Origin of the sequence: Sphingorhabdus pulchriflava (assembly GCF_003367235.1) — a bacterium.
Classification (GTDB): Bacteria; Pseudomonadota; Alphaproteobacteria; order Sphingomonadales; family Sphingomonadaceae; genus Sphingorhabdus_B; species Sphingorhabdus_B pulchriflava.
Window position 1 is genome coordinate 1,570,972 of the sequence record NZ_QRGP01000001.1, and the last position, 18,820, is coordinate 1,589,791.

The following is an 18,820-nucleotide window of genomic DNA, read 5'->3' on the forward strand; positions in this document are numbered from 1 at the left end:
CAACCTTAACGCGCCACGACGCAACCAAGGCGTTTTTCGACCAGCTGGATCGGCTCGCTGCTCAGGAAAAGCTGGTCTACGAACTTGGCTCGCTGAGGCGAGCTTGCGCGCTTTAGCGCGTCCAGAAAGTTCATCGACGTCGCAGCGCGCTGGTTCAGGCTTGAATCGTCCGCCAACCGCTTCAGTGCGCCAAATATGGCTGCATCGCCCATTTGGGTGCGAAGACAGGCGAATGCCAAGGTGGCACGCGAGTACATGTCTTCGCTTTCTTCCGCATCAATGAGGAAGGCCGTTGATTGTTCGGGATCAAGCCGAGCATGGCGATAACGGTCGCGCTCAAACTCGACGAGCGCGCGCATCGCCCTGTTCCCATAGCGCTGTTCGATCATGACCAGCTCCGCATATTTGGCCAGGGATTCAATCAGGAAGGCGCGCTCGTCGATAAGGCCATAGCCCAGAAGATGACCGAACCATTGGTGCGCCGTTTCATGGACGGCACGACGGTATCGCTGGTCGAAGCCGGCATCCGGCTGGAGTTTGGCGCGGAAACCGAGACGATGCGAAATCTGGATGATCTGCGGATAGGCAAAACCGCTTGGGCCTGCGTCAGGCGATGCCAGAAAATGCAGCCTGTCTCCGGGATAGGGAGCGATGTGTTTCTCAAGTGCGGCTAACGTGTCTCTTGCGGCTAACACATTTGGATCGTCGGCTCTCAACTGATCCGGCGCATAGAAATGGAGTTTATATGGCCCGGACGCAAAGATTTGCGGTTGCCATGGAACAGAAAAAGCGGACGGTGTATTATGGATCGGTTCCCGGGTGCGATAATGAAACACGTCCCTGCCCCTTTCTATCCATCGACGAAGCAGAGCGCCTTGCGCAATCGCATAGTTCCCTTGATCGGTGCTGATGATGGTATCGATCATGGCTGTTTCACCGGACAAAGAGCCCGATAGTGGCGCCGCAATCTGCGAAGGCAATGCCCGTTGCAATGCAGGCAAACCCTGCTCCTTGCGCGTCACAGGATCGCGGAGTGTCAGTTCGCGCTTGAAGCCGATGACAGGCAGCACGGCAAGTACCGGCAGGCTACTGAAATCCTCCCGGAGTATCAAAGGAAAGGTCGATGGTTGCAGCGTCGATCTGGATATGTCCAATTCAAAGCCGAGCTCAATCCTTTCCCCAGGACGCACCGGAGAAACGAGCTCGAAAATGGTTTGGCCTAGCTTGATGTCGCGATGTTGTTTGGAAGCTCGGTTGATCGCGACATTGCCTGGCCCGGCTATCGCCCCTTTTCCAACCAGAATTTTCGCAATCGGCTGATCGGTTCGGTTCACAAGGATCATGCTGGCACGCAATCCGGCGCGATGCTCTGCAGGATAGAAGTCGATTTTGGTCCGGATAGCTTCGACTTCAGGTTGTGCGACACGCACCCAACCAGCATAAATCCGTTCATAATCAGCGCGTGCTCGCGCGCGCTCATCGGGCGGTATGAGGGCGCCTTCCGCTCGCAAGCGGCTATCGATTTTGGCCCCCTGCCAGGCGGCAAAGAAAAAGCCGAGTGCGGCCACAATGATTGCCGGGCTAAGCAAAATCGAATTCAAACGCACTTGAGCCGAGGCCAGCGTCCGGTTGGCCGATAGGATTGCGATTATGAGCAGTGCGAAAACAGCCAGAAGCCAAACCGACATGTAAGCAACATGGCCTCCAAGACCGCCCGCATACCCCCAAAGATGATCCGGTGCTTCAAGCGGCGTGTTGAATAGCTTCCACAAAGGATGATGCAAACCCATTGCCGGTGCGAGGTTACTCAAGCCGAGTGCGAGCAGCGCCAAACAGATGAGATTGGCAATTAGGCGCGGGCGTACCAACCCGTGCACCGCGGCAAATGCTGCACCGAAAAGCATCATCCGGCCCAGCGCGAGCCCGAGTTGAACAAGATATTCGGTAGGCTGAATGGGTGATCGAAGCAGGAATTGCGCTGCCAAAACTGCAAAACCGGTCAAAAAAGTGAAGAAGGCTGCCAAAATCGAAAGGCTTGCCACCTGCGTTGCAATCAAGCGTAGCGACGGATGCGGGGTCGCCGCATACAATTCGTGCATCCCGGTCGCCGGATACAATCTGCATATGCGATCGGCAGCATAGAGCATGGCCATGGCACCCGCCAACGGGAGCACGTCCCAAACCACCCGGTTCAAAGCATCCCGGCTATCGGGTGCAACTGTCGAAAGCGGCTCAGCATAATCCATTCCGCCATAGGCTTCGGGCAGAAACAGTGCGAGCCAACCCAGAACTATCGGCCAGAATATTTGGTCGCGCGTGAAGTAGCGAAGGTGCAATCGGACATGGCCGAGTTTCGCACTATTTGAATTCAAGGCTAGTGGCCGGTTTGGCGCAGATGACATCCCGATCAAACGCCGTTCAACCAAAGTCGGCATCTGGGTAATTCTGGACAGCGTAAAAATGGCGAAACCCATCCACAAAAACCTGCCGACGCCGACATTGAACCAGCGCGATTGGAGCACACCCGTTTCGGGCATGGGGTTGACCAACGCTGTTGCTGCATAGGGGTCGAGAACTAACATCGCGTGCTTCAGCACCGGCCAAACGGTTTCGCTGCCTGCTATCAAAGGAGTACCGGTAAGGGTCGCTATGCCAAGATAGGCGATCCAGCCCAACCCCGCTGCCAGATAGAGAAAACCGGAACTGGCCTTGCGGCAAGCGAGCCATGCCAGGACGCTGGCCCAGAACAGGCAAGCGGGTATGTGCAAAACCACTAGCCAAGCGAGCGTTTGTGTCGCCATCTCGGTCAATGCATCCACATGTAACGGCCCGAGAACGGCCAAAAACATCGCCTGCGCAACCAGGGAAATGAAGCAAAGAAGCAAGACGAAATTCCCGCCCCGCATCAACAGCCAATCCTTGAGAGTGATCGGATAGGTACCTACCATGTCAGCCATGTCGTGCTCGACCTCACGCAGGTAGAATATAGGTCCAAGCGCACCTGCTGCAAAAGGCATCATGAATGTGGGGATGAACAGGTTCAATCGCAGCAGTGCTTCGATCGCGCTGCTTCCCGGTTGGGCCGGGCTACCCCTTGCGACCAGCAAGCTAAACGCTGCGGTTCCGGCCAGCACTATCCAGAACAGAGGATGTCGTGCGAACAGCCGCCATTCGTTTCCAATGTGAAACCGGCTCAACATGATGATGCTAGCCCGTTGCGACGCAATTCGAGAAAATAGCGATCTTGCAGACTTGGCTGGACAGATGCACAAGTTGCACCGGGATTAGCTGCACTGTGATAGCGGTGCTGCTTTGAACCGCGGAAAAAGGCCGCACTCAGCAACCGACATTCTCCGTTCTCGGCATTCGGCTCGCTGCCCTGCCAGATTTGACCGTCAAGCTCGGCAACCAAAGTTTCGGTCGGCCCTTGTGTCACAATACGCCCCGCGATCATGATGGCCACTTGCCTGCAGAGTTGCTCGACATCATCGACTATGTGGGTCGAAAGGAGAACCACTCTATCGCTGCTCAACATGCTCAACAGATTGTACAACCGCAGTCGCTCTTCGGGGTCGAGCCCGGCTGTTGGCTCATCGAGAATGAGCAGTGACGGATCTCCAAGCAGCGCCTGCGCAATCCCGAACCGCTGGCGCATCCCGCCCGAGAAGGTGGTGACCGGGCGTGACACATGGGCTTCCAGATTTGTCAGGTTGATCAGCCGGTCAATTTGGCTTGCGGTTGCGCGATTTTCAGGTAGCCCCTTGAGACGCGCCATATGGAACAGAAGCGCGCGACAGCCGATATAGGGATAGGCGCCAAAGGATTGTGGCAAATAGCCAAGCCGCCGACGAAGCGCCAAGGGATTATCCAGAATATTGATGTTATCAAAACTTATGTCGCCAGAGTCGGGAAGCTGCAGGCTGGCCAGTATACGCATCAGCGTGCTTTTTCCTGCACCGTTTGGCCCTAGTAGTCCGAACATCCCCGCGCCGATATCAAGGCTGAGCCCGTCAAGTGCACAGCCCCCCCCACGATAGGATTTTCGCAAGTTGGTGATTTTGAGCATGTGCCCTCCAGATTTGACCTGAAACGGCCTGTTGATTCCGGGTCGACACGGCAATCGGGGAATGACAACCGTGCCGAAATCGATGACGAAACCGATTTTGCGGTGCATTTGTCGATGCTCACCGCCGTTCGTCATCGAAATTGTGCTGTTCATCATTCCTGCGTGACTTTTGCTGCTGATTTCGGGCACAGAACAGCGCGTGCAGTGGATAAGAAAGTCTGACGGGTCAGGCCGGTCACCGGTTACTTCAGCAATGCCGTTTCTACCGGTGCTCTCCGTTGTGCTACTCGCCGCGCTGGAAAACCATCCGGCAGCAGGCTTGGAAAATTGGTCCCAATTTGCCTCAAATTTTTTGATGGCCATGCTGTGGGCCATTCCGCTCTTTGCTGCACATTACTGGCTTTCAAAGTCCATCAGACCAGCTTCATTGATAATTTGGATTCTGGCATTTGTGGCATATCCATTGACTGCCATTTTCTTTGCGGAAATTCACTCGCCTTTGGCTGCTCGACACTGGCTGACGGCAGCGATATTCAGTGCCCTTATGGCTCTTCCTGGCTTGGGACGGCAAAGCGGACTGATCACCTTTATGCGCCGTTTGCCAATCACGCTCGATGCGGCCGCAATCGCGTTATTGGCGGTTTGGACTATCGCTGCCACGATGTTGTTTGGTTCGACGCCAGATGCCGTCAACAACCAGCCGTTAAAGATATGGTTCGACGTGCAGCGTTTGCATTCACACCCGCTGGTGTTTTTGAGCTACGGGCTGCAGTTTTCGGCAATCGCGCTGCTTCTTTACGGCCTGTATTGGACAAGCCGGTACGTGCTGGTCAGGCAGATCCTGCGCACAGAAGGCTGGATGGCGATGGCGCTCGCGAGTTTCGTGTTCTGCCTTGTCTATTCTCCTCTAGCCTGCACATTGATCTTAAAGCTTCCCGTCAATCCAAACCATTGGAGCGTGTTACCGTCGGAAAACCACAACCCGTTCGACGCGATCAACTACGGATTTACCGCTATTCTGTGGGCGACCATAATGCCGGTCATTCTGGCGAGCGAGCGACTGCTGGCCGAGCGCAGCGACGCGTTGGAACGCCAAGAGCGGGTTCGTTCCGAGCTGCATGTGCTCCAGCAACAGATCAATCCGCATTTCCTGTTCAACTCATTGAACACACTTTATGCCCTCTGTCTGAAAGACAGTCCTGCCAGTGCCCAACTCACCCTGAAACTGTCAGAGCTCTTGCAGTATACCGTGTACCAGGGCGGCAATGACTTCGTGCGCTTGGACGACGAAGTCGCCTATCTTCGCAACTACATCGATATGCAATTGCTTCGCTTCGGTTCGCGTTGTCGCGTGGCACTCAACATTCCCGAAGACATGGGGCATTTCCGGATTCCCCCGTTGCTTTTGATCATGCTCGTGGAAAATGCATTCAAGCATGGTGTCGAACCGCAAGATGTGACCAGCGAAATCGCGATCACTCTCTCCATCGACAACGAATGTTTGCATTTTAGCTGTGTCAATGCGCCCTTGCCGCCTCAACCGCCGGCTCAATCAAGCGGACTCGGCCTGCAGAATATGCTGCGGCGACTGGATTTGACAATGGACGGACATTTCAAATTTTCGAGCGCGCCGCGCGGAAATGCCTGGCATGCGGAACTTCAGCTGGATTCGGAGCCATGTTGAATGTCTTGATCGTCGATGATGAGCCCTATGCGCACGAAGTTTTGAAGCATCTATGCAGCGCGCACGATGATCTAAAAGTGGTTGCCCACTGCCTGAACGCGGCCGACGCTTTAAAGGCACTTGAAAGCGGCCCGGTCGACTTGATGTTTGTCGACATCCAAATGCCCCGCTTTGGCGGATTGGACATGCTCCGCGGATTGGACAAGCCGCCACATGCAGTGATCGTTAGTGCGCACAAAGAACATGCACTCGATGGCTTTGAGTTGGATGTCATCGATTATCTACTGAAACCGGTAAGTCCCAAACGTTTCGATTCGGCCATGGACAAAGTGAGACGACGGATCGACGACGAACGGGCGGTAAAACCCGATGACGGCTACCTGACTTTAAAGGTCAACCGATTGAGCCAGCGCTTCAAACTAGACGAGATCCGCTTCTTCCAAGGGCAGGGAAATTTCGTAAAAGTTTGTGATGTCAGCGGCAGTTATCTGGCGACGGTCACGATGCGCCAACTACAGGAAATGCTCCCTGCTTCAAAATTCATCCGGGTACACAAGTCCTACATCGTTAATCGGAACAGGATCGCTAAATCAGGAACGAAGTTCGTGGAACTCGACTGCAATGTGAAAATCCCGTTGGGGAGAAGTTTCCGTAGAGCAATATCTTGACAAGATTTCGGATTTCCAGATCGATATCCGAAGAGGACTCGGGATGCAATTTTAATTAATTGATTTATATACCAAATATTGGTTCGATCTTTGATGAAGCCCAAGTCGAGGCCCCAAATCAATTTCTGCGATGACGGTTCGAGTACTCGACCACAAGGACCTAACTCCCGCCACTGCACTAGTTGTTCTGACGACGGATAGGTTGCAGCATCTGATACCACCATGAAATGTTCAAATTGCGCAAACCCTCCCTCAAATGGGGGGATGGAATGCGCTAATCGCTGATGGAACAAGGCAATGTGAAGAGAGTTGGACTATGATGCCACAGTTTTTACCGTTAGCTGCGATCCTAAGCCAATCTCTCTATTCGGAACCCCAGCCCGAAGACATAGCGGTCTATCAAAACTGGATTACCGGTTGTGACAACATGCGCAATTGTGCGGCAGTTGCGCTGCAAGCACCAACAAGCGGAACGGACGGCAATACAGATCATCTCGAGGCGATGGTAGAAATACCACTGGCAGCGCATATTGCGCCAACAGTGGCGTTCCGATTTCCTGCAACACTCAGGCACCGGCCGGATCTGCGCATTTTTGTCGATCAGCTTGAAGTGCCACTGTCGTCGGCGGGTATAGGTCATTTCAAAATCGCCGGGGCCAAGGCGCGCCGAATTGTGCAGTCCATGCGTAAAGGCCAATGGGTCTATCTGCGCGATGTCAAAGGCGAAGCTGTCGCTCGAACGTCATTAGCCGGGTTGACGGCGGCTCTTCTTCGTATCGATAAGCAACAAGGGAAACTGGAAACGCCGGACGCGATCGTGCGTCGAGGCAAGCGCATCGCCTATGACGATTTGCCGGGCTATAGCGTTTCGCTCAGCCGTCCTGCAGTGCCGACAAGCCCTCCAACCGAGCCCAAATCCAAGGCTTTGGACGACAATCGCGAGCAATGCGGCGGCGATGCTCCTGAAGAGACTTCAAAACCCAGCTTCGTTCGCTTGGATAGCGATAACAGCCTGGCTATTGTTCCCTGGGCTTGTGGCAGTGGTGCTTATGTTCGTTATTCCAGCATTATGATCATCAGTAACCAAGGTGAAATTCGCCCGGCCGAATTCGATTATGACAATGGAATCACAGGTGATGGACCAAGCAATGTCCAGGCGGAAGTGATCTGGCTGGAGAAAGAAAGAGTGCTGGAAAGCGCGACGCGTTTCCGCGCCATCGGCGATTGCGGACGGACCGACCGCTACATTTGGGATGGCTACAAGTTTCGCCTTAGCGAGCAATTGGTAATGCCCGAATGCCGCGGCTCCTTTGATCGCATCCGGGTTTGGAAAACGGAAGTAGCTGATCGATGAACTAACCAGCCGACAGTTCGATAAAGCGTCGGGCAACCCAACCCGACCGGCACGGGCCCGAATAGGGCACGGGTAAATCGTGTGCGTTATCGGATACGCCGCATTCGCTCATCAAGTCATCCTCGCTCTCCACCGGATAGACGATGCCAACCCAATCTCCGCGATGCGTGTCGCGGCACAGCCATAAGGGGCGACCGGGCTTCAAGCGGTCAAGCTCGCGCGCGGCGACATCCGGAGCAGCGCGTACCGAAACAAAGCCGTCACCATTTTTGCGCAATGTGCGGATTGTGCCGGTGCTGGTGCAGCTGTCGGCATGGGCAAAGCCGCCTACCAGCACAGGGCGTGGATTGACCAGATCGCCCATCGGGTTCGCGTTAACCGCGATGGATAGTGCCGCAAAGCTCAGCGAGAGTAACGGTTCACTTCTTACAGTCACCGGTGCGTTCGCTGTTCATCGTCATCTCGATGTCGGCCTTGCCGCCAGGCAATTTGGCATCGGCGATTTCGCCCGACAGCGTCATGTTCACCTTCTCGGCGGTATAGCTGCCGTCCATCTTCATCGACGTCGCACCCATCGCGCTGTTTGTGCATTTCATGGTGCCGGACATTTTGCCGCTACCCTGCTTGAAGCCCTCCATCTTGCAGTCGCCTTGCTGCATGGAGCTCGACATTTCCTTGACACCAGCTTTCGCCATTTCCGGTGTTATGCAACTGTCGATCGACTGCCCCTTCCCCAGCATTGCCTTTGCATTCTGAGCCATCGCGATGGGCGCGCCCGGAATGTCAAACTTGGTCATGGTCATCGTGCTTTTCCAATTGCCCGGAGAAAGCTCGCCATCAGCCTGTCCGCAGGCGGACAGCAGCGCGACTGCCGGAAGTAGCGTAAAATACTGTTTCATTTTCAAGATCCCTTGTTTTGAAAAATGGACTCAGCCCAGACAGGCGCAAGGCACGAAGCCAGGGGTGAAATTCACGGAGATTCCACCCTGCGCGTAAGTGCCCCCTCCGGCATATTCCTGCGTGAATTTGTGGACGTGGCTGGTGCAATATTTCGCACCGCGTGCAACGATGGCGACGTCGGTGTAGCGCTCGATCGGAATGCTGGTTAGTTCGTTCTTTTCGATGGTCCAGGCGTTACCGACGCCGACAGCCTTAACCGGGGTCAGATCCGGCCAATCCCAAAATTGCTTGGCATGGGCCAATGCCCGCGTCTCCACCGCGGCACTTCCCGCAGCCCCCCTTACCGGACCGCAAACATGCGGGTTGCTGGCCTGGAAAACGCCAGCAGGCACTATCAGGTTAAATGTGCCGCTGGCCACAGTCCCGGCACTGATAGGACCGGCCTTTTCGGTATTGGTCTTCGCGATGACTTCCATCTTGATACTGTGTTTTCCGGGTTTGAGCAAACCAGCGGCAGTCGCCTTTGAGAGCATTTCGAGGAAAGCATCCGACCCTGGCGTTCGCTGCGCGTTCATCGAATTGACGAACTGCCCACGCCACGTCGTCCAAGTCTCATGATCGCGCCTGCCACCCCATGGGAAGATTGTCGTATCGAAAACCTGACCGTTGATCGTGAAGCGCGCCGTGTAGTGCACGCCGTCGGCGTAGACTTCGCGCGCTCCCATATTGTTGGCAGCCGCAATCGCATTCACCGCCGAACGTTCGGTGAAAACACGGAAGAACATCGGCTGGCCTAATGTGAAGTCGGAAACAATGTCCCCTTCGCTGATGGCACCAATGCCAAGATCGGTGCGGGTGAACACAATCTGGTTCTGATGCGCGGCATGAACGGCGTTGTGGACGCCCTGATCCTGAATCGGGCCTGTGCTCGCTGCATTTTGGGGTTTGGGCTTCGCAATTGGCACGTTGCGTTCAAAGCGCCCGCGAGGGTCGAGTTGGGCTGCCGCTGTCGCACCGATGGCAATCGATGCCAGTAAGACAGCCGAGATCAGGGTTGTACGCATGAGTTGCTCTCCACAGAATGATGGACTGTGGATGCGGCTTCTTTTCAGTTCATCCTATCCCCCCATCTGATGGGGATGCTTGGCTGACTCGCATGTGGTTTGTTCATTTTTACGGTCAGAAAGGGCGCACCCAATGGGATTGTGGAGCAATTTATTTGGTAGCAACGCGCCAAGCGCGGCGGCGTCTGACGTCGGGAATTCCACCCAAATTCATCTGTTGTTCGAACGCGCACTCGGCAACGATCCGGAAAACAACAGCTGTGATGCTCGGCGCAAGGCGGCAATGAAGCTCGTTCTGGCCAACGAAACCGCAAAAGGGCGTGAGGCCTGGCTATCGATCTCGCGCGACTTCCCGGACGAATTGGCGTTCGCCTTGGAACAGGTCGGTGTCTGTTACCATCTCGACAAGGATTACCGCGCGGCGATCGAGAATTACGAAGCGGCGATTCGTTTGGGATCCGATGCAAGGCGCCTCACCGAAACGATAGCAGAGGCACGGAAAGGCATGGCAGCCTTTGGCTGATGTATGGCGCCGGTTGATGCGCAAAGCAGGATGGACAATGTTGAAGGCAGCAGGCACGAATGACGCGATGAGCGAGAGTGAACACGAAACAGCTACGCCAAATCCCAAAGGTAAAGCGCGCGTCATCATCGTAGAGGATGATGAGCGGCTGCGCAGCTATGCCATGGGCGCGCTGGCCGCGGCGGAAGAGATTGAAGTCGTCGGCGATGCGGGAAATCTGGCGGAGGGTTTGCCGCTCGTCGAGCGGATGCCTGATCTTGCGCTGCTTGATCTAGGTTTGCCCGATGGCAGCGGCATCAGCGTTATCGAAGCGATACGCGCCAAGGTTCCCGAATGCCGCGTGTTGGTGTTCACAGTGTTTGAGGACCGCGCGAGTGTGCTCAACACGCTCAAAGCTGGGGCAGACGGCTATATATTGAAAGATACGAGCGCCGAAATGGTGCTCGCTCATGTTCGCGCCACACTCGCAGGTGAAACGCCAATCAGCGCGCGGGCGGCAAGCCATTTGCTGAGCCTTGTGCGTGACGAACCGGTCGTTGAGGCAAGTGAGCCTGACGCACCGCATCTGTCCCCTCGCGAACGCGAACTGCTGGAATATCTGGCGCGCGGATTGAGCCGCAAAGAAGCGGCGCGGATCATGGGGCTGTCACCCTATACCGTCGCCGAATATGTGCAGGGTATCTACCGCAAGCTACAGGTCAAATCGCGCGGCGAGGCGGTGTTCGAGGCCATCCAGGCCAAGCTCATTCGTATCGACAGGGAATAGGCTCCCCTGTCACTCCCAGAGGCCGTCAACGCATCGACCTCCCCTAACCCCGGCCCAAAAAGCCGGGGTTTTTTGTAGGTCTTCACCCACTTACCCCCTCCTCTGTGGGGATATGATGTCAGCGCCGCCGGTGAGAGTGAGGCAGGGTAATCTATAACCAAAGGGGGATACCCATGCCTGCTGTTCGCGCAAATAATAACCAGAAACTCGTTCGTGGCCTCGGCCTGATGGCTTCGGCGTCGATTCTGTCGATCATGATGGCGGGGGAAGCGCAGGCGGCTTGTACGCCGAGTACGGCACAACCGCTGAACAATATCACGACGCCGCTGACCACTGTCCATTGCACCGGGGTAAATACCGGGCAGACGATAACGGTAAACACCGATGGTGTACAAGTATTCGTGATCGCCTCAGGCGCGACCCTCGACAACAGCAATGTAACGCTGAATGGCGATTCGAACCTGTTAGGAATTGATCTCGGCCGGTCAGCTTTGAATCTCGTTTACAGCAGCAGCGGTAATGCGAATAATCTCGAGATACAGGGTAATGCTACTAATCTTGTGGCTACCCTTAATGGCAATCAGAATAATTTCGGCATTTATGTTGGCGGCACTGTGACGGCTGCCCCTGGCGGCATCGACCTGTCGGCTGGTGTCGGTCAGAACCAGCAGTTTGCCTTGCAACCAGGCGCAAGCCTGGCCTCCACCGGGAATAACGCCGGCAACTATCTGTTGACGGGCGGTACAGGCAATCAGTTCTTCAGTCTCGCAGGCACTCTTGCACTTCAAGGCAATGGTCTGCTGATCAATGCCGGCGACGGAGATGATGTCGTCCATGTTTCGGCGACTGCAAATTTCACCAGCAGCAACGTGCATACAATCAATGGCGGCGCAGGTAACGACCGTTTGGTCCTGAACGGATCCGGCAATACTGCGTTTGCAACCACCGCTGTGGAGCGGCTCGACGTACTGGCTGGCGTCGGCGGCACGCGCACGATGAACGAAAATGGCAGCTTCACAGAGGTCAATGTGCTCAGCGGTACATTGTCGACGTCGCGTGTGCAGGCCCTTGGTCAGGCCAATAGCCTTGTCACGCTTTCAAACGGGACAACATTGAATCTAGGCTTTACCACTCCAACCACAGTCACCAACAGCTTTGCGGGGTCAGGGACGATTCTGCACAATACGATCGATCCTGTGACCTATGGGGGATCGTCCAGCGGCTTTTCCGGCGTCTTCAACATCCTTGGCGGTACGGCCACCATCACGTCAAGCGACGCCTTTGGTAGTGGTTCGATCGTCAACGGTGCCACGCTGTCCTTCGGCGGCCTCAACCTGACGAACAATATTAGCGGCACGGGTCAGGTTATCGTGACCGGCTCGGGCAGCAGCCGCCTTAGCGGTACCAACACATTCTCCGGTGGGCTCGATATCCGGGGTGGAATCCTGGACGTCGCCAACGTGGCCTCGCTCGGCTCGGGCGCTGTGACGTCAAGCACGGGTGGCGGTATTCTGGCCATGGGCAGCACTGGTAACGAGGTTCTGTCCAATAACCTCACCGGCAATCTGGCACTCGTCATGGGCGGTACGGGCATCCTCGATCTGACCGGCACCAACAGCTACACCGCTGGCACGCTGATTAACAACGGTGCTGTCCGCGTTGACAGCTTCGCGCGGCTTGGCACCGGGCAGGTCATCGCCAATGCAGGCGGTAGCCTGATCCTCAATTACAACGGCGCAGGGCAGTTGCTCCAGACCACCCCCTTCATGACCGGTGCAGGCAGCTTCATCAAGGAAGGCACCGGCGATGTCGTGATGACCCAGACCAGCACCTATACGGGCGGAACTACCATTCGCGCCGGGCGCATCGGGTTGAACAATGGGGCGGCACTGGGTACCGGCAATATCCAGGTCGATACCGGTGCCACACTGGGCATTGGTAATATCGTGCTCCTTAACGACATTTCGGGCACGGGCAATATCGTAAAAACCGCCAGCAGCACCGCTGAACTGGGGGGCAACAACCTGGGTTTTACCGGCACGATTGACATTCAGGATGGCCGCATCGGTGTGACTGATGGCCGCAGCCTTGGCAGTGGAACGGTGCTGGTCGGCGTCGGCACAGTCTTGCGGACAGATACCTCGATCGTGGGCGACACAACCATCGTCGCCAATCTGTCGGGCGATGGTGAATTTGAAAAGCGCGGCTCCAACCGGGTCACCCTGACCGGGAACAACGCTCTGACCCGCAATGTGTTTGTCGGCAATGGCACTCTGCAGATCGAAGGTAGCCAAAATATCGGCTCGGCCAATATCGATCTGACCTTGGCGACCAGCATACTTGATCTGTCCACCTCAGGCTCGACAACACTATCAAACAATGTCGGCGGCCTTGGCGCGGTGGTGAAGACCGGGACAGGTACCGTCTTCCTGACCGGTAGCAACAGCTATTCCGGCGGGACCGATATCCAGCAGGGCGCAATCCGCGTTACCGACACTAGCTTCCTTGGCACAGGTGCAATTACCGTGCAGGCAGGCGCTGCGCTTGATCTGTCCATCGCTGGCTCGCAGACCTTGAACCAATCCGTGACAGGCGCAGGTATCCTCCGCAAATCGGATGTTGGCGACCTGACGTTGCTCAGCAATGGCCTGATCGGCGGGCTCGACATCGTCGGTGGCCGGGTGATTGTGAACACCGTTACTGCGCTTGGTGGTGGTCCTGTTACCACCGCCGCCGATACCCAGCTGGTATTCGACAACGGCACGACAGAAGTCATGTCTAACCCGATCAGCGGTGCGGGCGCATTGACCAAGGATGGCACCGGGGCACTTATTATCCAGAATGCCAACAGCTATACCGGCGGCACGATAATCAATGCGGGTCGAATCGGGCTGAACAATGGCCAGGGCCTTGGCACGGGCGATGTCATTGTTCTCCAGAACGCCATCCTCAACATCGGCAATGTGCAGCTTGCCAACAATGTTTCCGGGGCAGGTCAAATCGTTAAGACGGCAAGCAGTATCGGCGCATTGACAGGCATTAACACCCACAGTGGCGGCACCGATATTCAGGGTGGAACTCTCGTGGTGAATAGCCCCTCTGCGCTGGGCACTGGCGCAGTTATTATGGGCAGCGGGACAAACCTGATTGTCGATTACAGCGGCTCAACCAACGTCGCGCTGAACAACGCGCTGACCGGCTCGGGCACGCTAGTTAAAGATGGTTCTGGCACAGTCGTAGTCAACAACAGCAACAGTTACAGCGGTGGCACCCAGATCATTGCTGGTCGGCTGGGGCTAAACTTTGGCAACGGACTTGGCACGGGCGGGGTCGTTATCGGTTCGGGCGCTTCATTGGCACTGGGTGATGTCACCTACGCAAATGCGACCAGTGGCGCTGGCCAGATTGTGAAGACATCAGCCGGTCTGACCAACGTGACCGGCACCAACACGCACAGCGGCGGTATCGCAATTCAGGCCGGCACGCTGGCAGTTAGCGGCAATGCAGCGCTTGGATCGGGCACTGTCGCGGTCAGCAGCGGCGCAGTGCTTGAATATACCAACGCCAATGCTGCAACCTTCAGCAATAGCCTTTCTGGCGCAGGCAGCTTCAACAAGCTGGGTTCGGGTCAACTGACCTTTGCGAATAATTTCAGCATCGGCACATTAGGTCTCACCGCTGGCCGCACGCGGATCAACACGATTGCAACGGCCAATGTGAATGTCGGGACGAACGCAACGCTCGATGGCACCGGCCGCATCATCGGCAATCTCACCAACAATGGCGGCACTATTGCCCCCGGCAACAGCATCGGTACGCTGACCGTTCAGGGCAATTATGTGCACAATGCCAACTCGGTTCTCGAAATCGAATTTGATGGGGCGGGCAATATCGACCTGCTCGACGTTACCGGCAATGCAACGCTCAACGGCGGCACGCTGCGCTTTGTTTCCATCGGCGGGGCTGAGGGCCAAGGTGGCACGTTCCTTCGCACCGGAGGAAGTCTGACGGGCACCTTTGCGACGGTCGAAACTGTTGGCGCGCAGCTGCCTCTGGCGGTGGTCTATGAAACCAACCGTGCCTTCATGGCACCGTCGGTGCTTACTGCACGTCCCTCCACGTTCAACGCACAGTCGCTGGCCGCAGCAGATACCGCCTTGGGCTTCATCGACAGCATCGGCGTTGGCGATGTCCGCCATGGCGAAGGCAATCGCATCTGGCTCAACGGCTTTGGTGCATGGGGCAAACGCAGTGCGTCGGGCACGACGCTGGCCTATGACCATGACACCCGCGGCATGAGCGGCGGTGTGAATTTCGATGCTGGCGGATCGATCACCCTGGGCGCGGCGCTCGGCTGGGCAAAGGGGGATATCAAGCTGGGCGCCAATGGTGGCGGTGGAGATCAATCGAGCGTCCTTGGCAGCTTGACCGCACGCTATTCGGGTACGGGTGTCACGCTGGGTGGCGGTGTGCTTTATGGCAAGGTCGATCAGGATACGCTGCGGAACGTCAGCTTTAATGGCTTCGCGGGAAGCGTTGACGGCGAGACGGATTCGAAACTCTTCGGCGCCTTTGCCGAACTGGGGCTGCCCTTGGGTTCCACCGGCGGATGGACGTTCAGCGCCAATGCACGTGGTAGCTATGTCCGGCAGAAGCAGGACGGCTATACCGAAAGCGGCACCAGCCCGCTGCGCCTAACACTCGGAGACCTCAAGACCAGCACGATGGAAGGCCAAGCCAAGCTGACCGCCAAAACCCGTCTGTGGGATGGCGGCGACCATTCGGACAATGGTGAAGGCGGTCTCGATCTGCGCGTTGACCTCGGCACGCGCTACCTCGGCACGCTCGGCGATCGTGAAATCCCCGTCGCATTCGCAGTCAGTGGTGCGGGCATCGTTCTGCAAGGCGATACGCGCAACACGCTGCAGGGGCTCGCTGGTCTTGCGCTCGATTACACGACACATGGCGGGGCGACCATCAGCCTCGGCTATCGCGGCGAAATCGGCAAGACCGACCGGCACGCGGTGCAAGCCGGTGTCAGCTTCGCTTTCTAACTCCCTCCGGGGCGCACCCCGGCTGGTCGATGGGCACCCACAGGCCTCTCGCCAGTCGCGCGGGCGGGTGACAAGAGCGATCCTGTCACCCGCCTTGGTGTTTGGGATGTGGATTGGACCAGGTGATGCGAAAGCCAAATCTCTGCACCCAGATTACAAATCGATGCGCGGCGAACAGCCCGAAGGCAGCACCACACCCGATCCTACAAAGCTGAAACGGATCCCGGCAATAGAGACAATTGTTTCCGGTTTTGTGCCTATCCTGACCGATGGGCGATGCCGCAACGATTTTATGCGAAATCCCCGACAATTCCACTTCGCCAATGGGGCAATATTGTGGAGCTTTGAATGTCAGCAGGAATCCGGGCCGACACGTACGCTGTGGGACATGGCATCAGGTCCAAATGCCCTCGCCGTTCCATTGGAGCTACCCGAACCGCGTGACGGCAAAATTCGTGCTGGGGTTGACGGACTGGAATCTGCCACCTTCGACTGGGACTTCGGTATCTTGCGGTCTTACAAATATCTAAACGACCGCGAGGATTGCGGCATTTTCCGCGCTTGGGGATATACCCAAAACGGCTGGCATCTGATCGAACGGCGCGAAATGCCAATCTGCAGGGGCCTGTCACCCAGCGAATGGATCCGTACCTATCATGCGCCAATCGACGGCACAGGCCCCGATGAGTAGCAATCCTTGGCCACTCAAAACATTGTTGGCGGCGTTGCTGGCAGGTTGCACTGTGCTTGATGGGCCTGCTGTTGATGCCCTGACGCTTGATGACGACGTCCTGATTTACGGTCAGTGGACAGTGGGGTGCAGTAACTTGCGCCGCTGCACCGCGATAGTCCCTTTAAGCGAGCCCAGCCGCATCGACGCCCCATATTACCTCCAGATGCGCTATTCCGGCATGTTTTCGGATAGTGACGGCTTTTCGGTCATGCGTGATGGCAAAGTCGTGGCCACGCTCTCTTCGGAAGCATCAGACTGGCTGTTGCAGGATTTACGAAAGTCGGATGGTTCGGATTCTATCCGCATTGTCGAAAATGATTTGCGCTTCGATGTCCCGCGTAGCGGATTTGCGCAGGTAATCGCGGCACTAGAGGCGTGGCGTTTGAGATCGCCTCAGACCTCTAGCAATCCTGACATTGTTACACCGCTCCCTGCTATGCAGCTCGACAACCCTACCCCACCTTTGAAAGTCGTCGGCGCGGCAAAGCGATGTCCCAAAGGTCATATGGGGCAATCGCTCCAGGCGTGGCGTGGTATTGGCGGTCAAACATTATGGAAAGCAGGGTGCGGCAATGAAGGGCTGAACTCCGCAAGCTTCTGGTATCTAGCCGGACCCCAAGGCGCGCCGGCCATGGAAATCCAGTTCGAGGACCGGGATGGCCCTGTCACGCTCTACAACAGCTGGTTTGAAGCGAGCAACGGCTACCTCCATTCGACATATTATTTTGGCCATTTTGAAAGCTATACCGAGGACTGCGGCATCTATCGCGCCTACGTCTGGGCCGTTGAGGGCATGAAGCTGGTCGAACAGCGCGAGATGCCGAAATGCGGGACGGGCATCGGTCCAGAAGGCTGGATAACCACCTATCGCGCAGCGATCATCGGCGGGGCCAGTCCTCGACTATGAGTTATTGCCGATATAGCGCTATATTCCTGCTCTTGCTGGGCGCCGGGGCCAATGCCGAGCAGCAGCGCATGCCCGATTACCTGCAAGACCTTGATCGCCCAATTCATGCCGGCGACTGGACTTTGCAATGCAATGGATCGCAATTTTGCCAAATCATTGGCGTAAAGAAGGTGCCCCGCGACGGTGTCGGTGTGCGCACGGTAGTTATGATCAGCCGCGGAATTGCCAAAGAAGCGAAGCCAGTATTGCGGCTGGCTTTCATCGACTCATTGGGGGCTTTAAGCGTACCGCCACCGACTGATGGGTGGCGACTATATGCGCGCGGGGTTCCCAAAATGCCGCCACCGATCAAATTGTCGCTGGGAGAGGTGCAAGCCAACGGTGCCTATCGTGTGTCCCCCGACGTTGCTTCCAAGCTCATCGGTGCTTTCAGGCGCTGGCCTGGATCGGTGATACGCGATCGCGGATTGAAAATTGCATCAACGCCCAGCGGCAATCTTGATCGGCTGATGCGCAAGATGGACAGGCTGCAACATCCCAAGCGCCCGCGCCTGACTGATGCCGAGAAGGCGGAATGGCTAAAGGAATATCACTACACCATATTGCGCTCGACACCGGTCGATGATTTGCCAATTCCCGAAGCCGTTTTGCTCGCCTGCGATACGCGCACATTTGCCAATCGACCCATGGGCGCACGGATCGGGCCAAGGCACCTGCTATGGACCGCCGACTGCCCGGAAGGCACAAAAATTCTGGTGCAGAGGGACAACGAAGAACCCCTCAATTTCGAAGTTTATGACACTGCCAAAAAGGTAGTGCCGCATGACTATGCGGGTCTGGACGACACATCGCTGCTGCATGTCCAACTCCCCCGAAAAGGCAGGATTGCTTGCGGACGCTATATCAAAATGGGCTTTACCGGCGAGATCTTCGTGATGATCGAGGATCGCCAATATGACCGGTGCCGCAACGTACCCTATGATTTCTGGCCTTTGATGTGGACGCCAACAAGTTGGAAATATGCCGACCCACCCCCCACAAATGGAGGGAATGCAGCCCCCTCGGTTGAGGGGGTAGAGACACCCTGATCATTGTAATCAG

14 protein-coding genes are annotated in these 18,820 nt (G+C 56.4%); 9 read left to right on the top strand and 5 right to left on the bottom strand.

Translation table 11 applies throughout. The features are described 5' to 3' along the window. Positions 1 to 5: 5 nt before the first annotated feature. Complete coding sequence (locus tag DXH95_RS07820) at positions 6 to 3,200, bottom strand: M1 family aminopeptidase (RefSeq protein WP_115548805.1); 3,195 nt, start codon at positions 3,198 to 3,200, stop codon at positions 6 to 8. Continuing rightward, positions 3,194 to 4,174, bottom strand: a complete 981-nt coding sequence (locus DXH95_RS07825) for an ABC transporter ATP-binding protein (protein ID WP_220272241.1) — start codon at positions 4,172 to 4,174, stop codon at positions 3,194 to 3,196. Before DXH95_RS07825 ends, DXH95_RS07820 begins: the two co-directional genes overlap by 7 nt. Positions 4,175 to 4,235: 61 nt before the next feature. Here DXH95_RS07825 and DXH95_RS07830 point away from each other — a divergent pair, with 61 nt between their 5' ends. The 3 genes from DXH95_RS07830 (at position 4,236) to DXH95_RS07840 (ending at position 7,772) form a co-directional block, all read left to right on the top strand. Next, on the top strand, positions 4,236 to 5,750 hold the full coding sequence (locus DXH95_RS07830) for a sensor histidine kinase (RefSeq protein WP_147291702.1): 1,515 nt from the start codon (positions 4,236 to 4,238) through the stop codon (positions 5,748 to 5,750). After that, positions 5,744 to 6,418 (top strand): LytR/AlgR family response regulator transcription factor, encoded by a 675-nt coding sequence (locus DXH95_RS07835; RefSeq protein ID WP_115548807.1) that lies wholly within the window; start codon positions 5,744 to 5,746, stop codon positions 6,416 to 6,418. The genes DXH95_RS07830 and DXH95_RS07835 overlap by 7 nt, the downstream gene beginning before the upstream one ends. A gap of 316 nt (positions 6,419 to 6,734) precedes the next feature. Next, on the top strand, positions 6,735 to 7,772 hold the full coding sequence (locus DXH95_RS07840; protein ID WP_181883601.1) for a DUF1176 domain-containing protein: 1,038 nt from the start codon (positions 6,735 to 6,737) through the stop codon (positions 7,770 to 7,772). A gap of 1 nt (position 7,773) precedes the next feature. On the opposite strand, the gene DXH95_RS07845 is transcribed toward DXH95_RS07840, so the two are convergent. The 3 genes from DXH95_RS07845 to DXH95_RS07855 are packed head-to-tail and all read right to left on the bottom strand — an operon-like array spanning position 7,774 to position 9,736. Beyond that, positions 7,774 to 8,208 carry an integron gene (locus DXH95_RS07845; RefSeq protein WP_147291703.1) on the bottom strand — a complete coding sequence of 145 codons (435 nt, stop codon included), beginning with the start codon at positions 8,206 to 8,208 and terminating at the stop codon, positions 7,774 to 7,776. After that, positions 8,192 to 8,671 carry a DUF3617 domain-containing protein gene (locus tag DXH95_RS07850; RefSeq protein WP_115548810.1) on the bottom strand — a complete coding sequence of 160 codons (480 nt, stop codon included), beginning with the start codon at positions 8,669 to 8,671 and terminating at the stop codon, positions 8,192 to 8,194. Before DXH95_RS07850 ends, DXH95_RS07845 begins: the two co-directional genes overlap by 17 nt. A 30-nt stretch (positions 8,672 to 8,701) precedes the next feature. Next, entirely contained in the window at positions 8,702 to 9,736 is a 1,035-nt protein-coding gene (locus DXH95_RS07855) for a hypothetical protein (protein ID WP_115548811.1), read from the bottom strand. Between the two features lie 133 nt (positions 9,737 to 9,869). Between DXH95_RS07855 and DXH95_RS07860 the strand changes: the two genes are divergently transcribed. From DXH95_RS07860 to DXH95_RS07885, 6 genes are all read left to right on the top strand, one after another. Continuing rightward, positions 9,870 to 10,259, top strand: a complete 390-nt coding sequence (locus DXH95_RS07860) for a tetratricopeptide repeat protein (protein WP_115548812.1) — start codon at positions 9,870 to 9,872, stop codon at positions 10,257 to 10,259. 37 nt (positions 10,260 to 10,296) lie between these two features. Beyond that, positions 10,297 to 11,025 (top strand): response regulator, encoded by a 729-nt coding sequence (locus DXH95_RS07865; protein WP_220272242.1) that lies wholly within the window; start codon positions 10,297 to 10,299, stop codon positions 11,023 to 11,025. Positions 11,026 to 11,198: 173 nt separating this feature from the next. Next, positions 11,199 to 16,079, top strand: a complete 4,881-nt coding sequence (locus DXH95_RS07870) for an autotransporter outer membrane beta-barrel domain-containing protein (protein ID WP_115548813.1) — start codon at positions 11,199 to 11,201, stop codon at positions 16,077 to 16,079. A 106-nt stretch (positions 16,080 to 16,185) separates the two neighbouring features. After that, on the top strand, positions 16,186 to 16,770 hold the full coding sequence (locus DXH95_RS07875; protein ID WP_115548814.1) for a DUF1176 domain-containing protein: 585 nt from the start codon (positions 16,186 to 16,188) through the stop codon (positions 16,768 to 16,770). After that, the gene (locus DXH95_RS07880; protein ID WP_115548815.1) at positions 16,763 to 17,719 is read left to right on the top strand and encodes a DUF1176 domain-containing protein; all 957 of its coding nucleotides are present in this window, start codon (positions 16,763 to 16,765) and stop codon (positions 17,717 to 17,719) included. Before DXH95_RS07875 ends, DXH95_RS07880 begins: the two co-directional genes overlap by 8 nt. Then, positions 17,716 to 18,807 carry a DUF1176 domain-containing protein gene (locus DXH95_RS07885; protein ID WP_115548816.1) on the top strand — a complete coding sequence of 364 codons (1,092 nt, stop codon included), beginning with the start codon at positions 17,716 to 17,718 and terminating at the stop codon, positions 18,805 to 18,807. Before DXH95_RS07880 ends, DXH95_RS07885 begins: the two co-directional genes overlap by 4 nt. Positions 18,808 to 18,820 lie beyond the last annotated feature (13 nt).